The organism is Uliginosibacterium flavum (assembly GCF_040566545.1).
Taxonomy (GTDB): Bacteria; Pseudomonadota; Gammaproteobacteria; order Burkholderiales; family Rhodocyclaceae; genus Uliginosibacterium; species Uliginosibacterium flavum.
The window spans coordinates 244407-259005 of record NZ_JBEWZI010000001.1 but is presented as its reverse complement, the minus strand read 5'-3'; the positions used below and the strand labels follow the sequence as shown (position 1 = coordinate 259005).

The window sequence follows — 14599 nt, the reverse complement described above, 5'->3', positions numbered from 1 at the left end:
TGGAGTGTTCGGGCCTGTTGGCTCCAGCGTGCAAAGGCGCGCTTTTGCTCCTTGTCACAGGGCTGCGCTTGAGGTGAGGACGTATACTGCGCGCTTCGCTTTTTCGCCCATTTTCGCCCGCATGAAAATCCTCGTCGTGATTCCCCTTGTGTATGGTGGTGGTGCCGAGCAGGTCGCGGCGGTGCTGTCACGCGAGTGGGCGCAGGCACAGACGCATCGCGTGCGGGTGCTGGCTTTCAATGCGGCGGGCGAGCAACTGGATTTCGGTGTTCCCATTGAGGATATGCATCTGCCTGCGCAAGCCGGGTTGTGGCCGCGCTTGAAAACCGCGTTGCGCCGCGTGGCTGTCGTGGGCCGCGTGGCGCGCGAATTCCAGCCGGACGCGGTGATGGCTTTCATGGACGAGGCCGGTATGGTTTGCGCGCTGGCTGGGCTGCGTGGCGGCTGGCTGAACAAGTTGGTGGTCAGCGTGCATCACAATCCGCAATGGCTTGGGCGCGGGCGACGTGCCTTGCTGGCGCTGTTTTATCGCTTACCTGCCGCTGTGGTGGCGGTGTCGCAGGGCGTGCGTGACGAGCTGGCGGCGGCTTTGCATTTGCCTGTCCAGCGCCTGAAGCACATCCCGAATCCTTTGCTGCAGCGTGATGACGCTGGCTTGGCTGAGTCGCGTGTCGTGGCGGAATCCTTGCCGGCGGGCTTCATCCTGTTTGTCGGCCGCCTGGATCGGCATACCAAGGGCCTGGATGTGGTGCTGGCGGCCTATGTCGCTTTGCCTGCTAAAAGGCCGCCGCTGGTGATCGTCGGCGACGGGCCGGATCGTGACTGGCTGCGGGCCGAAATTGATCGGCTCGGTTTGAACGACGTGCATTGCGTGGGCTGGCAGCGCGATCCGCAGCCTTTCTACCGGCGCGCGGCGCTGTTCGTGATGAGTTCGCGCTTCGAGGGTTGGTCCAACGTGCTGATGGAGGCGATGGGTCAGGGCTGCCAAGTGCTGGCCTCGCGTTGTCCTTATGGTCCGCCGGAGATTCTCGGCTCCGATCTGCAGGACTTGTTGTTGCCGGTCGGCGATGTGGCGGCTTTGTCGGCGGCGATGCAGGCGCAACTGGATTTGAAGGACGACGCGCGGCTGGCTTTGCAGGTGAGGCTGCGTGAGCGCGCGGCGATCTTTGCGGCGCCGGCGGTGGCGCAGCGCTGGATCAAGCTGGCTGAGGGGCTGCGATGAGTCTGCGCACTTCCGCCGCCTACGTTGCGGTGCGTATCGCTTCAGGCGCGCTGGCGATGGCCAGTCTGGCGCTGATCGTGCGCGGGTTGGGGCCGGCCGGGTACGGGCAACTGACGCTGGGGCTGGCGGCCTCGGCGGTGGTGACGCTGATCCTGTTCAATCCGCTGAATGGCATGCTGGCGCGATTCTATGGCGAGCTAGCCCTGAGAGCCGCACTGGTCGGACTTCTGCGGGCAATGCTGCTGGGGACAGGCGTGCTGCTTGTGTGTGCGGCATGGCTGGCTGAAGAGGCAGGCTGGGCGCTGCTCTCCAGGCATGTATTGGTGGCCGCTGCGTGTATGGCATTGGCGCAGGGGATGTTTGATTTCAGTGGGAATTATCTGGCGGCGGCGCAGCAAAGTCTGCGTTATTCGTTGCAGTTTCTGGGCAAGGCACTGCTGACTTTGCTGCTGGCCTGGGGCGTGCTGCGCGCGGGTGGCGGTGCAGCGGCGGTGCTGGCGGCGATGGCGATTGCATTTCTGGTGGCGGCTCTGGCGAGCGGCGGGCGGTTGTGGTGGTGGGGAGCGGTGCTGAGCCCGGATTCCGCGGCTTTGCCATCGCGCGACATGCTGCGTCTGGTGGCCGGTTTCGCCGGGCCGCTGATGATTACTTCCTTGCTGGGTTACCTGCTCTTGTGGGGCGACCGTTATCTCTTGCAGCAATTGGTGCCGCTGGCCGATCTGGGCCGTTACAGCGCCGTGGCCGATCTGGCGCAGCAGACGCTGGGCCTGATTTTCAGCGGCTTGTGCACGGCCTGGTATCCGCGCATGGTGCTGGCCTGGGGGCAACAGGATTTTGCCGAGGCGCAGCGCCTGTATGGGCGCTATGCAGCGCTGGGCCTGGCGGTGATCCTGCCGGCTGGGGTGGGCTTTGCACTGCTGCTGCCGGAGGTGGTGCCGCTGATGTATGGCGCGGCGTTCACGCAGCTTCCGTCTTTGCTGCTGCCACTGGTGACGGCGGCGGCGATTGTGGCGGCGGTGAAAGCCTATTATTTTGATTTGCCCTTGCTGCTGGCGCGCCGCGTCTGGCGGCATTCGGCGAGCATAGCGGGTGCGGCGTTGGCGTCCTTGCTGATCGCCTGGTGGATGGTGCCGCAGATGGGTACGGCTGGTGCGGCGCTGGGCTTGCTGCTGGGGCAAAGTCTCGGGATTGGTTTGAGTTTGTGGGCCGGGCGTGGCGTGCTGTGCCATCGCTTGCCGCTGGTCTTGTTGTGGCCGCCTTTGCTGGGCGCGGGCGTGATGGCAGGTTTGCTGCTGGCGTGGCCGGCGGCGGGATGGTTTGGCGTAGCCGCCAAGGCGCTGGTGGGCGCAACAGTGTATGTATTGGTGATGTTGATGGCGGATTTCGATAGCGTGCGCGGGCGTCTGACAGGCAGGCCGGTATGAAGATCGTACTGTTCGCCAACACCGACTGGTTTCTTTTCAACTTCAAACTCTCGCTGGCCAAGGCTTTGCGCGCACGCGGCGATGAGGTGATCCTGCTCAGCCCACCCGGCGAATACGGCCCGCGCCTGCGCGAATTGGGCTTTCGCTGGGAGCCGTTGCCGGTGTCGCGCAGCGGGGTGAATCCGCTGGCCGAGCTGGCGGTGATCCGACGCATCACCCAGCTCTATCGCGAGCTGAAACCGGATCTGGTGCATCACTTCACGATCAAGTGTGTGATTTATGGCTCGTTTGCGGCGCGGCGCGCGGGCGTGCGCGGCATCGTCAATTCGGTGACCGGCCTGGGCTTTGCGTTGTTGGCCGAGACGCCCAAGGCGCGTCTGATCCGGCCGGTGGTGCTGGCCCTGTATCGGCGGGCGCTGCGCGGCACGCAGGTGATTTTCCAGAACGCCGACAATCGCGACACGCTCGCCGCTCATGGCGTGCTGGCGCAGAGCGGGGTGCAGGTGATCGCGGGCGACGGGATCGACACGGCATTTTTCGTCGCTGCGCCGCGTCAGGCTGAGCCGCCCATCGTGCTGATGATGGCGCGCCTGCTGCATTCCAAGGGCGTATCCGATCTTGTCACGGCGGCGGGCATTGTGCGTGCGCAGATGCCGGACGTGCGTTTTCAGCTGGCCGGTGCTCCCGATCCGGGTAATCCGGAGAGCATTACGGAAGCCGAACTGATGGCCTGGCGTGCGCAAGGCGCGGTCGAGTTTCTTGGCCAGCGTAGCGACGTGCTGGCGCTCAATCAGTCGGCCAGCATCGTCGTGCTGGCCAGCACGCAAGGCGAGGGCATTCCGCGAGCGTTGCTGGAAGGCGCGGCCTGTGGCCTGCCGATGGTCGCGACCGATGTGCCGGGCTGCCGCGACGTGGTGGTGCATGGCGAGACCGGCTTGCTGGTGCCGCCTGCTGCGCCGGATCAGCTTGCGGCGGCCTTGCTGCAATTGCTGGGCGATGCGGTCTTGCGTGCACGTATGGGGGCGGCGGCGCGGGCGCATGTCGAGCAGCGTTTCTCGGATCAGCAGGTGATTGTGCAGACCTGCGCGGTGTATCAATCGGCTTTGGGTGAGCGGCTATGAACATGTTTTTGTGCCTGCTGGCCTTCGTGAGCAGTGCGGTCGCCTGTCTGCTGCTGGCACGCTGGGCGCCGACTTTGCGTCTGGTGGATCTGCCGGACGAGCGCAAGCGCCACGCCGCGCCGATTCCCCTGGTGGGTGGCATCGCCGTGCTGCTGGGCTTTCTGCTGGCAACGCTGGCAGCTGGGCAATTGGCGGGTCTGCATGAAGTGGCCGGGCCGATGGCCTTGATATTCGTGGTGGGCTTGGTGGATGACGCGCGCAACCTGTCGGCGAAGCTCAAGCTTGTCGTGCAGATTTTCGCGGCCTGGTGGCTGGTGCATGCCACGGGCGCGGCGCTGTATGCGATGCCGATCCCGTTTCTGACCGGTCACCTGGATCTGGGCTGGGCGGCGGTGCCGCTGACGGTGTTGATGGTGGTGGCGATCCTCAATGCCATCAACATGATCGACGGGCTGGATGGTCTGGCCGGAGGCTGTATCGCGATTGCGGTCGCTTCGCTGGGCGCCGCTGCGGGCTTGAGCGGACGCCACGATCTGGCGCTGATCGCAGCGCTGTTGTGCTCGGCGGTGCTGGGCTTTCTGCTGTGGAATGCACGCTTGCCCTGGCAGGCGCGGGCACGGGTTTTTCTGGGCGATGCCGGTGCGCTGGCCGTCGGGATGCTGCTGTGCTGGCTGATCCTCAAGCTGTCCCTGAGCTGGCAGGGCTTCTCGATTGCACGTGTGCCACTGACGGTGGTGTTGGCGCCGGTCGCCGTGCCGGTGATCGACCTGATCGTGGTGGCTTTCTGGCGCGCGGCCGAAGGACGCAACCCGATGCAGGCCGATCGCGGCCATTCGCATCATCTGCTACTGGAAATGGGATTGACGACAGTGGCTGCCGTGCGCCTGATCTGGCTGGCGGCGGCGATCATTGCGGCGGCGACCTTTGTGGCCTGGCGATTCGGTGTGGCGGAAGGACGATTGCTGGGGGTGCTGGTGGCGGCTTCGCTGGCTTATCTGGTGTGGTTCCGGCTGAGCTGGTTGAAGGTGCGGCGGGGTTTGTTGCCCTCTCCCCCAGCCCCGCTCCCGTGTGCCCTCTCCCCCAACTCCTCTCCCGCAAGCGGGCGAGGGGAGCTTGAAGCGGCTTCGCCGGAAGCAAAGCTGGAGGGGAGCGGAGAGTGCCGCTACGCGACGGCGGTAAGGAAGCGCGTGCTGTTCGTGACGACCGGGCTTGGCGTGGGCGGTGCCGAGCGCGCACTGGAGCGGCTCCTGCCACGTCTGCAGGCGCAGGGTCTGGTGGTCGCGGTGCTGTCCTTGCGCGAGCCGCAGGAGGTCGGCGTCAGCTTGCGCGCGCTGGGTATCGAAGTCTTTGAATTGGGGATGGCGCCCTCGCGCCCGACGCTGGGCGGCTTGTGGCGACTGTGGCGGGCGGTGCGTCAATTCAAACCTGATGTCATTCAGGGCTGGATGTATCACGGCGATCTGGCCGCGCATCTGGCACGCTTTGCCGCGCCACGAGCGAAAGTCGTGCTGGGAATTCATCAGACGCTCGCGCGCCTTGAACTGGAAAGTCGTGCCACGCGGGCGGTGATCCGCGCGGATGCCTGGCTGTCGCGTTTCGCGGCGCGGGCCTTGTATGTGGCGCGCGCGGCGCAGCTTCAGCATGAAGCGGCGGGTTTCGCGGCGCCCGGCGTGGTGCTGCCGAATGGCGTCGATACCGAGCAATTCAAGCCCGATGCGGCGCTTCATGCGGCTTCGCGCGCCTTGCTGGGCGTGGCGGTCGATGAGCTGCTGGTCGGTATGGTCGGGCGGCTGCACCCAAGTAAAAACCACGCAGGTTTTCTGCGAGCGGCGGCCATGGTTGCTGCAGCGCAGGCGAACGTGCGTTTTCTGCTGATCGGCTTGAATGTGAGTGCTGACAATCCAGAATTGATGCCGCTGCTCGCTGCGCCGAGTCTGCAGGGACGAGTGATCTTGCTGGGGCCGCGCGAGGATGTGCCGCAACTGCTGCCGGCGCTGGATCTGTATGTACTCAGCTCGATTCAGGAAGCGTTGCCGAATGTGGTGGCCGAGGCGATGAGTTGCGGCGTACCGTGCGTGGTGACCGATGTGGGCGACGCAGCCTGGATGGTCGGCGAAACAGGCTGGGTTGTGCCTCCGGCTGAAGACCGGCGCCTGGCGGACCTGATCGGGCAGGTGCTTTGCGAAGAACCGTCTGTATTGGCTAGGCAAGGGATGGCCGCCAGAAGCCGCGCCCAGAGCGTGTTTGCGGCCGATGCGGTGGCGGCGCGCTATGCGGACTTGTACGCGTCCTTTTAGGCTTCACCGAGGGGCGCATGCAACAAAAAGGCCGCCGGATTGCTCCAGGCGGCCTTTTGTTTACCTTGCTCTGCCTGATCAGGCGGGCAGGGCGATCTGGTTGTCAATGCTGAACTGGTAGTCCTTGAAGATGTGCTCGGCGGTGAGCGACTGATAGCCGCCGTCTTCGCGTTTCTTCGTAGTGTCCTTGAGGCGATAGGTGTAGTGGCCACAGGTCCAGCAATCGAAGTTGCGCATGTGCGTACACAGGCAGGTCTTCTCCATGACTGACACTTTTTTGGCGCCGGGGTTGGCTTCCACCGCCTTGTTGTAGGCCGTGATGTAGGAGCAGTTGCCCGTGGCGTCGAGCAGGTAGCCGTAGGCTTCGCAGTTCGGACGGATGCCGGCGCCAATCGACGGGCTGCTCTTGAGCATGCGCATCGGGTAGCCGGTCGGCGAGGTTTCATTGACCTCGATATCGTCTTCGCTGGCTTTGAAGTATTCCTGCTTGACCTTGTCCGGCAGCCCGCATTCGTCGCTGACGGTGAAGCGCGTCGCCACTTGCACGCCGGCTGCGCCCATTTCCATGTAGCGCACGGCGTCGGTGCCGGTGAAGATGCCACCGGCGGGAATCACGGGAATTTCCAGCTTCTCGTTCTTCAGCCAGGCCAGCACTTCGGCGACGATGGTGGAGAGCTCGTATTTCGCCCAGTCCATGCCGAAGCCGAGGTGGCCACCGGCCAGCGGGCCTTCGACTACGACATAGTCGGGCAGGCGATTGGTGCGCGCACTCTTGCGGATGAACAGCTGCAGCGCACGCACAGAGGAGACGATGATGCCCAGCTTGGCATCGCGGAAACGCGGGTGATCTTCGATCATCGCGAAACTGCCCAAGTGCAGGCCAGCGGCCAGCGTGATGCCGTCGATGCCGGCATCCAGCGCTGTGCGCATGCGCACCGCAAGGGTTTCCCTGGGTGCGTTCATGGTCAGCTTTTCCATGCAGTTGATGAAGACCATGCCAGCGCCGCGGACCTGCTCCATGGTCTTGCCAACGTGCAGGCGGGTCGCTTCGGCAAGCTCTTCCAGACGGAACTGGACGACGGATTTGTCAGAGTTGGCGACGTTGAATTTATAGCGTTTCAGTTTTTCCTTGACGTAATTGGTGTCAAAGCGGCGATCACTCACCGTCTTGATCATCGCGTCGGAAATGTGGCCGATGCCACCGAGACGGGCGGCTTCGAGGGCCAGAGCGGCCGTCGAGATGTCGACACCCATGCCGCCGATCATGATCGGCACGAACTCGCGCTGGCCGAACATCAGACGAAAATCATCCAGTTTCTTCATTAAAGCTTCCTAATTGGCCGCGGTGGGCGGCGTGACGGCCATTGACGCGCCGCCTTGTGCGCAGGCAAGTGCCCGCTCTCTGTAACCGGCGAATTGTACCGGGCCAGGTCTTCTTCGGGGCGAAAAGCCTGCGCGCCCGGCTATAATCGGCGCTCAAAAGCTCAATTTTCATCGGAACTGCTCATGTCTTCCCAGCTCAATACCCTGCTTGCCCTTTCGCCGCTTGATGGTCGCTACGCCGGCAAACTCGACGCACTGCGTCCGCATTTTTCCGAGTTCGGTCTGATCCGCAACCGTGTGCGCGTCGAAATCGAATGGCTCAAGGCGCTGGCCGCCTCGCCTGAAATTCCTGAAGTGGTGCCGTTCTCCGCGGCTACGCTGGCCGATTTCGAGCGCGCCGTGGCAGATTTCTCGGAAGCCGATGGCGAAGCGATCAAGCAGATCGAAGCCAAGACCAATCACGACGTGAAGGCCATGGAATACTGGATGAAGGAGCAGCGCTTTGGCGCTAATCCCGAGGTGACCAAGGCCGCCGAGTTCATTCACTTTGCCTGTACCTCCGAAGACATCAACAACACCTCGCACGCCCTGATGCTGCAGGAGTCGCGCGATCAGGCCTATCTGCCGCAGTTTGACAAGGTGGTCGAGCGTTTCGTTCAACTCGCGCATGAACTTGCCGATGTGCCCATGCTTTCGCGTACCCACGGCCAGCCGGCCAGCCCGACGACCATGGGCAAGGAAATGGCCAATATCGCCTACCGTCTCAAACGCGCACGCAAGGCGATTGCGGCGGTGGAGATGACGGCCAAGTTCAATGGTGCGGTGGGCAACTACAACGCGCATCTGTCGGCGTATCCGGAAGTGGATTGGGCCGCCTTCAACCAGAAATTCATCGAGTCGATGGGCCTGGTCTTCAATCCCTACACGATCCAGATTGAGCCGCACGACTCGATGGCCGAGCTGTTCGATGCCGTGGCGCGCGCCAACACCATGCTGATCGACGCCTGCCGCGATCTGTGGATGTACATCTCGCTGGGCTTCTTCAAGCAGCGCCTGAAAGATGGCGAAGTCGGCAGTTCGACCATGCCGCACAAGGTCAATCCGATCGACTTCGAGAATGCCGAAGGCAATTTCGGTGTATCGAATTCTCTGCTGCGTCATTTCAGCGAGAAGCTGCCGATCTCGCGCATGCAGCGCGACCTGACCGATTCCACCGTGCTGCGCAACATGGGCGTGGCGATTGGCCACAGCCTGCTGGGTCTGGATTCCTGTCTGCGCGGCTTGGGCAAGCTGGAAGCCAACCCGGCGGCGCTGGCCGCCGATATCGACAACGCCTGGGAAGTGCTGGCCGAGCCGATCCAGACGGTGATGCGCCGCTATGGCTTCGAGAATCCGTATGACCAACTCAAGAAGATGACGCGTGGCGCGGGCATCAGCAAGGAAGCGCTGCAGGAGTTCGTCACCGGGCTGGAGATTCCACCGGCCGACAAGGCGCGCCTGCTGGCAATGACACCGGCGAGCTACATCGGCGCGGCGGCTGAACTCGCGAAGAAAATCTAAGCAGGTTCGATGAGCGATCCGCGTCCCATCGGCGTATTCGATTCTGGCGTGGGCGGCGTGTCCGTCTTGCGCGAGATCCGTGCACTGCTGCCGGCCGAGGATCTGCTCTACTGCGCGGATTCGGGCCACGCGCCCTATGGTGAAAAACCGCAAGCCCTGATCACCGCACGCTCACTCGAGTTGTGCGGCTTTTTACTGGAGCAGGGCGCCAAGGCGCTGGTGCTGGCCTGCAATACCGCAACGGCGGCTGCGGCGCAGGCAATCCGCGCGCAGTGGCCGGATGTCCCGGTGATCGGCATGGAGCCGGCCGTCAAGCCGGCGACGGCTGCGACGAAGAATGGCGTCGTTGGCGTGCTGGCGACGACCGGCACGCTGGAGAGCGCACGCTTTGCCGCGCTGCTTGATCAGTTCGGTAAAAATGTGCGTGTGTTGACCCGCCCTGGTACCGGTCTGGTCGAAGCTGTGGAGCGTGGAGAGCAAGGCTCCGCGCGGCTCTTCAGTCTGCTCGAAAGTCATCTGGCGCCGCTGCTGACGGGTGGCGCGGATGTGATCGTGCTGGGCTGTACGCACTATGTTTTTTTGCGCAAACAAGTCGAAGCTATCGTCGGATCAGGTGTGCAGGTGATCGACACTGGCGAGGCGGTGGCGGCGCAAGTGCAGCGCAAGCTGAGCGAACGCGGAATGCTCGCCAGTCCGCGGGGTGGCAGCGAACAGTTCTGGGCCAGTGGTGAATTGGCCGCGGTTGAGCATGCCCTGGGCGTGTTGTGGCCCGGGTTTTCCGGTGGCAAGCCTTTGCCGCCTTCCGATTGCATGATTTCCTTGTCTGAAAGAAGCTCATGAACCAAGCCTATCTGTGCATTCTGCTGGCCGCAGTTTTTCCTCTTGTGCTCGCGGGACTCGCCAAGTTTGGCGGCAAGAAGCTGGGCGTGGATTACGACAACGCCGCGCCGCGCCAATCGCTGGCGCGTCTCGCTGGCTGGCCGCAACGCGCGAACTGGGCGCAGCAGAACAGCTGGGAGGCTTTTCCGGTGTTTGTGGCGGCGGTACTAATGGCGCTGCAGGCGGGGCTGGATGCGGGCAGCGTGGCACTGTGGGCCTGGATTTTCATCGCGGCACGCGTGGCGTATGCGGCGTGCTATCTCCTGGATTTGGCCAGCATACGATCCTTGTGTTGGGCAGTCGGTTTTGCCAGCTGTTTACGTTTGATGATTGCGGTCATCTGAATCCGTTTTTTGCCGTGCCTGACTTCAGTTCCGCTTGCGCCGGACGTTATTCAGAGGATGCAAACGAGCGCCTGTCAAAGTTCCGAACAGATTGATGCCGAGGTAGCCAGACTGGTCTCCTCTGGCATCCGTATTCCGCCGCAACCCAAGCTTGTGCAAGAGGTGGTGAGCATGCTCCAGACCAATGATCTGGACCTGCGCGTGATGGCCGATGTGATTGCGCAGGATGCCGGGCTGACCGCAATGCTTTACAAGATCACCCGTTCTGCGGCCTTTGCGCGTCGCCGCCCGCCGCAATCGGTCGAACAGATTCTTGTCCTGGTTGGCGTACGCCAAACGGCAATGCTGGTGCAATCCTATGGTTTGACGGCTGCTTTCGGCAGCAAGAGCCCGATGCTGGAGCAGTTCTGGGCACGCTCTGGCGATATTGCCCAGATCGCTTCCGTGGTGGCGTATGAGCGAGTCTCCGTTTGCAATATCTTTGCCGAGCAGGCCTACATGGCTGGCATTTTCCACGATTGTGGCGTGCCGATCCTGATGCAGCGTTTCCCTGACTACTGCAAGGCTACCGGCACGAACGCGCCGCCCAGTCAATGGGCGGACGCCGCAGCGGAAGATCGCGCTTTTCAAGTGGATCATTGCTCGATTGGCTATCTGCTCGCCCGTCACTGGCGCTTGCCTGATTTCGTGGCCAATGCGATCCTGCACCACCACGATCTGGCGGGCCTCACTGCGCAGGCTTCACGCTCGATGGTGGCGGTGCTGCAACTGGCGATTCAGATCTATTCCGAAGAGCGTGGCTTGAGCAATCCCGAGTGGGAGCGGATTGCCAAACCGGTGCTTGAAGAGCTGGGCGTTTATCCAGCTGATTTGCACGAGTTGTGTGACACAGTGCTCGATATGTTTCACGGCTTGCAGGCAGAATAGCGAACCGTCTGGCGAGCGGCCATCGCGCAAGCATGGGTTTAGTTATAAAATTACCAAAATCGTCAAATTCACCTAAAAGAGCCGAATGCCTTTCGCCATAGATACCTGTTGTGCCATGCAAATTGGCGATCGTCACGAGCAACAGGATCGTGTCGCCATCCTGCCGCATCCGACCCGTTCGGATTGTCTTCTGGCCGTGTTGGCCGACGGTATGGGCGGTCACACTGGCGGGGCGATTGCCGCGCAGCAGGTGATTCTCAAAGCCAAGCAGAATTTTTCGGAATTCCAGCCCAGTGGCGAGGCGACTCAGGAGTTCCTGCGCAGCGTTATCGACGAGGCACACGTCGTCATCAAACTCACGCGTTTCACCAGCGAAGCCGATCCGCACAGCACGGCGGTCGTCATGGTGCTGCGCCCCGGTCATGCGGATTGGGCGCATTGTGGCGATTCCCGGCTGTATCACTTCCGGCGCGGCAAAATGGTCTCGCACACGCCTGATCACTCCTTGGTCGGGGAGCTGATCCGCACCAACCGCATCACCGAGGAAATGGCCCTGCATCACCCGCAGCGCAATCTACTGCTGTCGTGTCTGGGCGCAGAAAAAGAGCCGCGCATCGATTACGGTGGCGCACCCGAACTGGAACCCGGCGATTGCTTCCTGCTGTGTTCCGATGGTCTGTGGGGTCTGGTGGGCGATGAGGAGTTGGGCAATACATTGCATGAACTGGATGCCCGTGCTGCCGCACGGGTGTTGATCAACGCCGCGCGCAGTCGTGGCGAGGGCTGCGGCGACAATATCTCGCTGGCCATTGTCAAGATCATGCCGACCTGAAAGCTTGCTGCCTGCGGCGGAGTGCTGAGTGCTCAATGGGTATGCTTGCAAAGCCACGCCGGTATTGAGTCTTCAGCTTGAACGATGGTGTATTTCTGAACGGGCCGAAAGGCCCGTTTTTTGCGTGCATGCATCTGATTAAAGCATTTCCTTGTACGATTTTCGGGCAGTTTAAAAACAAAGCCGGGCCGTCTTGCGACGGCCCGGCTTGGATGTCAACCCGATCAATCAGTTGGATGCTGTTTTACCAGAAACCGCTTCGGGAAGAGATTGATCGAATGGAGTAAATACTACTTTGTCATCAACCGCATAGAAACGGCACTCGGCAGTCGAGCGCTCCTTTTTGCAACGCTCTATTGGCGTACGGTAAGGGGTGGCTGTTTGAGCGCTGTTGAAGTAGCAGCCTCCATTTGATGTGATGACGAACGCACGCGGTGAGTCATAACGCAAGAAATCCTTGTAGCGATCACGACAGGCGTCGCTGGCTGGTGAGGGAGGGGCGTCTTCAAGTTTGGCAAAGCTGGTTGGTGCTGGTGGGGCGATGTCACTCACCTCTTTGAGTTCCTCGGCATTCAGGAAGAGATCTGCACTCGTTACGATTCCGGCTTTTAGCGCATCAAGATCGGACACCGCTTCACAGTCTTCATGAAGATTCTGTTTGTTTCCCCAGCAGTGAATGGTGTTGCCCTTGGATGTTTTGGCGCTGACAGGGAAGAATACTTTGGCTTCAACTGGCAGGACGCCGGGTGCGCGAATGAAATCTTTGTGCAGGTACTTTGTGTTGGAATAGCCCAGATTGCTATGTCCGCGATACCAGTCCATTACCTCGTTCCACTTTGTTCCTTTGCTCTCGTTTTCCTGGGGGAAATGCCCTTCACCTATAGCGACGCGCACCGAGTTTGCCTCAGGCCGCAATGCTCCGCTGAACAGGCGCTGCTTGCCTGACAGGAACAGGGCACTGCAGATCAGGGTGGAGCAGGTGCCGTGTGCAACCGTTGTGACTTCGGCCTTCTCTATGAGGTCCGTCATCTCCCGGATATCGGTCCAACTGCCGTTGCTTGGCGCATAAAGAACGATGGTCTTGATATCCGGAGTCAGTTGTTCCTTGAGTTTGGTTACGTCTGCTGCCACAGCCTTGCCGGAGATTTTCATGACTCCGCCACGTTTGAAGAAGCTCAAATCCGCTTGCGCGGCGCCTGTCGTGAAGATGCCGATGGTGGCCAGCAGGGCAAGGAAAATAGTGCGTTTGAGATGCTGCATGTGTGATTTCCCTTTGTATTTTTGATTGAAATGATTTGACGCTTTATATGGTTGAACGGCGAGCATAGCGTAGTACGGTATTAGCGCAGTTTTATGCCTTGTGGGATTGGTTGTCCGGCGATGTGCGGCGGCGCAATGCTTGTGTTTTTGCGTCTGGAGCGCGTCGCTTTGTACAGATCGTCATTTGCTACACCTTGAAGAGCCGCACCCTGCTTGGCTCTACGGCAGGGTGCTGCGGAGAGTCAAGCGGGGTGCGGCTTTTCAAGTGAGGGTAGGCGGGGCTTGTATAGCTGCGATCAATCAGTTGGAGGCGGTCTTGGCCGGAGCTACCTCAGGCAACGCTTGGTCGAAAGGCGTGAAGACCACCTGATCATCCGCTGCATAGAACCGACAGGCGTTGTTGTTGGCCTTGTTGCAGTTGTTCAGGGCGATGCTGTAAGGCGCGGTTGATTGAGGGCTGGCCCAGTAGCAGTTCCCGTTTTCGCTGACAGCAAAAGCGCGCGGATTTGGATGTTTCAGATAGTCCTTGTAGGCGGTCTGGCATGCGTCGGACAGTTTGAGGGCCGGCATGTCTTCCAGCTTCGCGAAACCGGTCGCAGCAGGCGCTGCCATGTCGGATTTGAACTCAAGGGAGGGATGGGCGAACCGCTCATTGGTCGTGACGATGCCCTTCGAGAGGGCCGTAGCGTCCTTGACCGGCATGCAGTCGGGGAACCAGACGTTCATGCCCGTTTTTTCCTGCAACTCTCCGGCGCAGTGCAGAACGTTTCTGTTCGGGGTTTTTATCTCGGATGGGAAAAAGACCTTCCGGTCGTTGTAGTAGGTATTGCCACGGGTATAGAAGATGGATGCGTGATAGACGCGCAAATCGCTGCCGCTCAGTTTTGTGTGGCCCGACCACCAAGTCAAAATGTCATCCATCGTACTGTTGTCCGACGTAATGGCATGGTTGCTGCCGGTATTGGCTTCCCAGAAGCTCAGCGATACGTAATGGATTTCTGGGCGGCCTGCGGCGCTGAACATGCGTTGTTCGCCGGACAGGAACATCATGGCGCAGGTGTAGCTGTTGCAGGAGCCGTGAGCGACCGTGGTGAGTTTGCGTTTTTCGATTTCTTTGGCCAGGTCGCGGGCCAGGGTCCAGTTCCAGCCATCTGGCCATTGCAGGACAACTGTCTTGATTGCCGGAGTGAGTTTGGTGGCAAGTTTTTCAACATCGCCAACTTCGGCTTTACCGCTGACTTTGAGTATGTCGCCGACGGTCATGTAGGACAGTGCTGCTTGCGCAGATCCCGTCCAGATCAGGCTTGCCGCCGCGAGCGTGCCGAGCAGATATTTTTTCAAACGCATTGCGTCCCCTTTTTTGCATCTTTAGTTGTTGAAATGGCTGGCGGATTTTAGTGGGGTTTTGAC

12 protein-coding genes are annotated in these 14599 nt (G+C 61.1%); 9 read left to right on the top strand and 3 right to left on the bottom strand.

Annotated elements, in window-relative coordinates:
• The first annotated feature begins 121 nt into the window (after positions 1-121).
• Genes ABXR19_RS01105 through ABXR19_RS01090 form a run of 4 tightly spaced genes read left to right on the top strand, consistent with a single transcriptional unit; the run spans position 122 to position 6064 of the window.
• On the top strand, positions 122-1222 hold the full coding sequence (locus ABXR19_RS01105; RefSeq protein WP_354599226.1) for a glycosyltransferase: 1101 nt from the start codon (positions 122-124) through the stop codon (positions 1220-1222).
• Positions 1219-2646, top strand: a complete 1428-nt coding sequence (locus tag ABXR19_RS01100; protein WP_354599225.1) for a lipopolysaccharide biosynthesis protein — start codon at positions 1219-1221, stop codon at positions 2644-2646. Before ABXR19_RS01105 ends, ABXR19_RS01100 begins: the two co-directional genes overlap by 4 nt.
• Positions 2643-3767 (top strand): glycosyltransferase family 4 protein, encoded by a 1125-nt coding sequence (locus tag ABXR19_RS01095; RefSeq protein WP_354599224.1) that lies wholly within the window; start codon positions 2643-2645, stop codon positions 3765-3767. The genes ABXR19_RS01100 and ABXR19_RS01095 overlap by 4 nt, the downstream gene beginning before the upstream one ends.
• On the top strand, positions 3764-6064 hold the full coding sequence (locus tag ABXR19_RS01090; protein ID WP_354599223.1) for a glycosyltransferase: 2301 nt from the start codon (positions 3764-3766) through the stop codon (positions 6062-6064). The genes ABXR19_RS01095 and ABXR19_RS01090 overlap by 4 nt, the downstream gene beginning before the upstream one ends.
• Before the next feature lie 78 nt (positions 6065-6142).
• Here the strand turns inward: ABXR19_RS01090 and ABXR19_RS01085 are convergent, their stop codons facing one another.
• Positions 6143-7387 carry a nitronate monooxygenase gene (locus tag ABXR19_RS01085; RefSeq protein ID WP_354599222.1) on the bottom strand — a complete coding sequence of 415 codons (1245 nt, stop codon included), beginning with the start codon at positions 7385-7387 and terminating at the stop codon, positions 6143-6145.
• Positions 7388-7570: 183 nt separating this feature from the next.
• On the opposite strand from ABXR19_RS01085, the gene purB reads away from it, so the two are divergent.
• The 5 genes from purB (at position 7571) to ABXR19_RS01060 (ending at position 11929) form a co-directional block, all read left to right on the top strand.
• The gene (purB, locus tag ABXR19_RS01080; RefSeq protein ID WP_354599221.1) at positions 7571-8947 is read left to right on the top strand and encodes an adenylosuccinate lyase; all 1377 of its coding nucleotides are present in this window, start codon (positions 7571-7573) and stop codon (positions 8945-8947) included.
• A 9-nt stretch (positions 8948-8956) separates the two neighbouring features.
• The gene (gene murI, locus ABXR19_RS01075; protein ID WP_354599220.1) at positions 8957-9787 is read left to right on the top strand and encodes a glutamate racemase; all 831 of its coding nucleotides are present in this window, start codon (positions 8957-8959) and stop codon (positions 9785-9787) included.
• Positions 9784-10170, top strand: a complete 387-nt coding sequence (locus ABXR19_RS01070; protein WP_354599219.1) for an MAPEG family protein — start codon at positions 9784-9786, stop codon at positions 10168-10170. Before murI ends, ABXR19_RS01070 begins: the two co-directional genes overlap by 4 nt.
• 57 nt (positions 10171-10227) lie before the next feature.
• Entirely contained in the window at positions 10228-11097 is an 870-nt protein-coding gene (locus ABXR19_RS01065; protein ID WP_354599218.1) for an HDOD domain-containing protein, read from the top strand.
• A gap of 85 nt (positions 11098-11182) precedes the next feature.
• A complete protein-coding gene (locus ABXR19_RS01060) occupies positions 11183-11929 on the top strand; it encodes a PP2C family protein-serine/threonine phosphatase (protein ID WP_354599217.1) in 747 nt (248 codons plus the stop codon).
• 228 nt (positions 11930-12157) lie between these two features.
• Here ABXR19_RS01060 and ABXR19_RS01055 read toward each other — a convergent pair whose 3' ends face one another.
• Positions 12158-13189 (bottom strand): hypothetical protein, encoded by a 1032-nt coding sequence (locus tag ABXR19_RS01055; RefSeq protein WP_354599216.1) that lies wholly within the window; start codon positions 13187-13189, stop codon positions 12158-12160.
• A 300-nt stretch (positions 13190-13489) separates the two neighbouring features.
• A complete protein-coding gene (locus ABXR19_RS01050; protein ID WP_354599215.1) occupies positions 13490-14536 on the bottom strand; it encodes a hypothetical protein in 1047 nt (348 codons plus the stop codon).
• Positions 14537-14599: the final 63 nt, after the last annotated feature.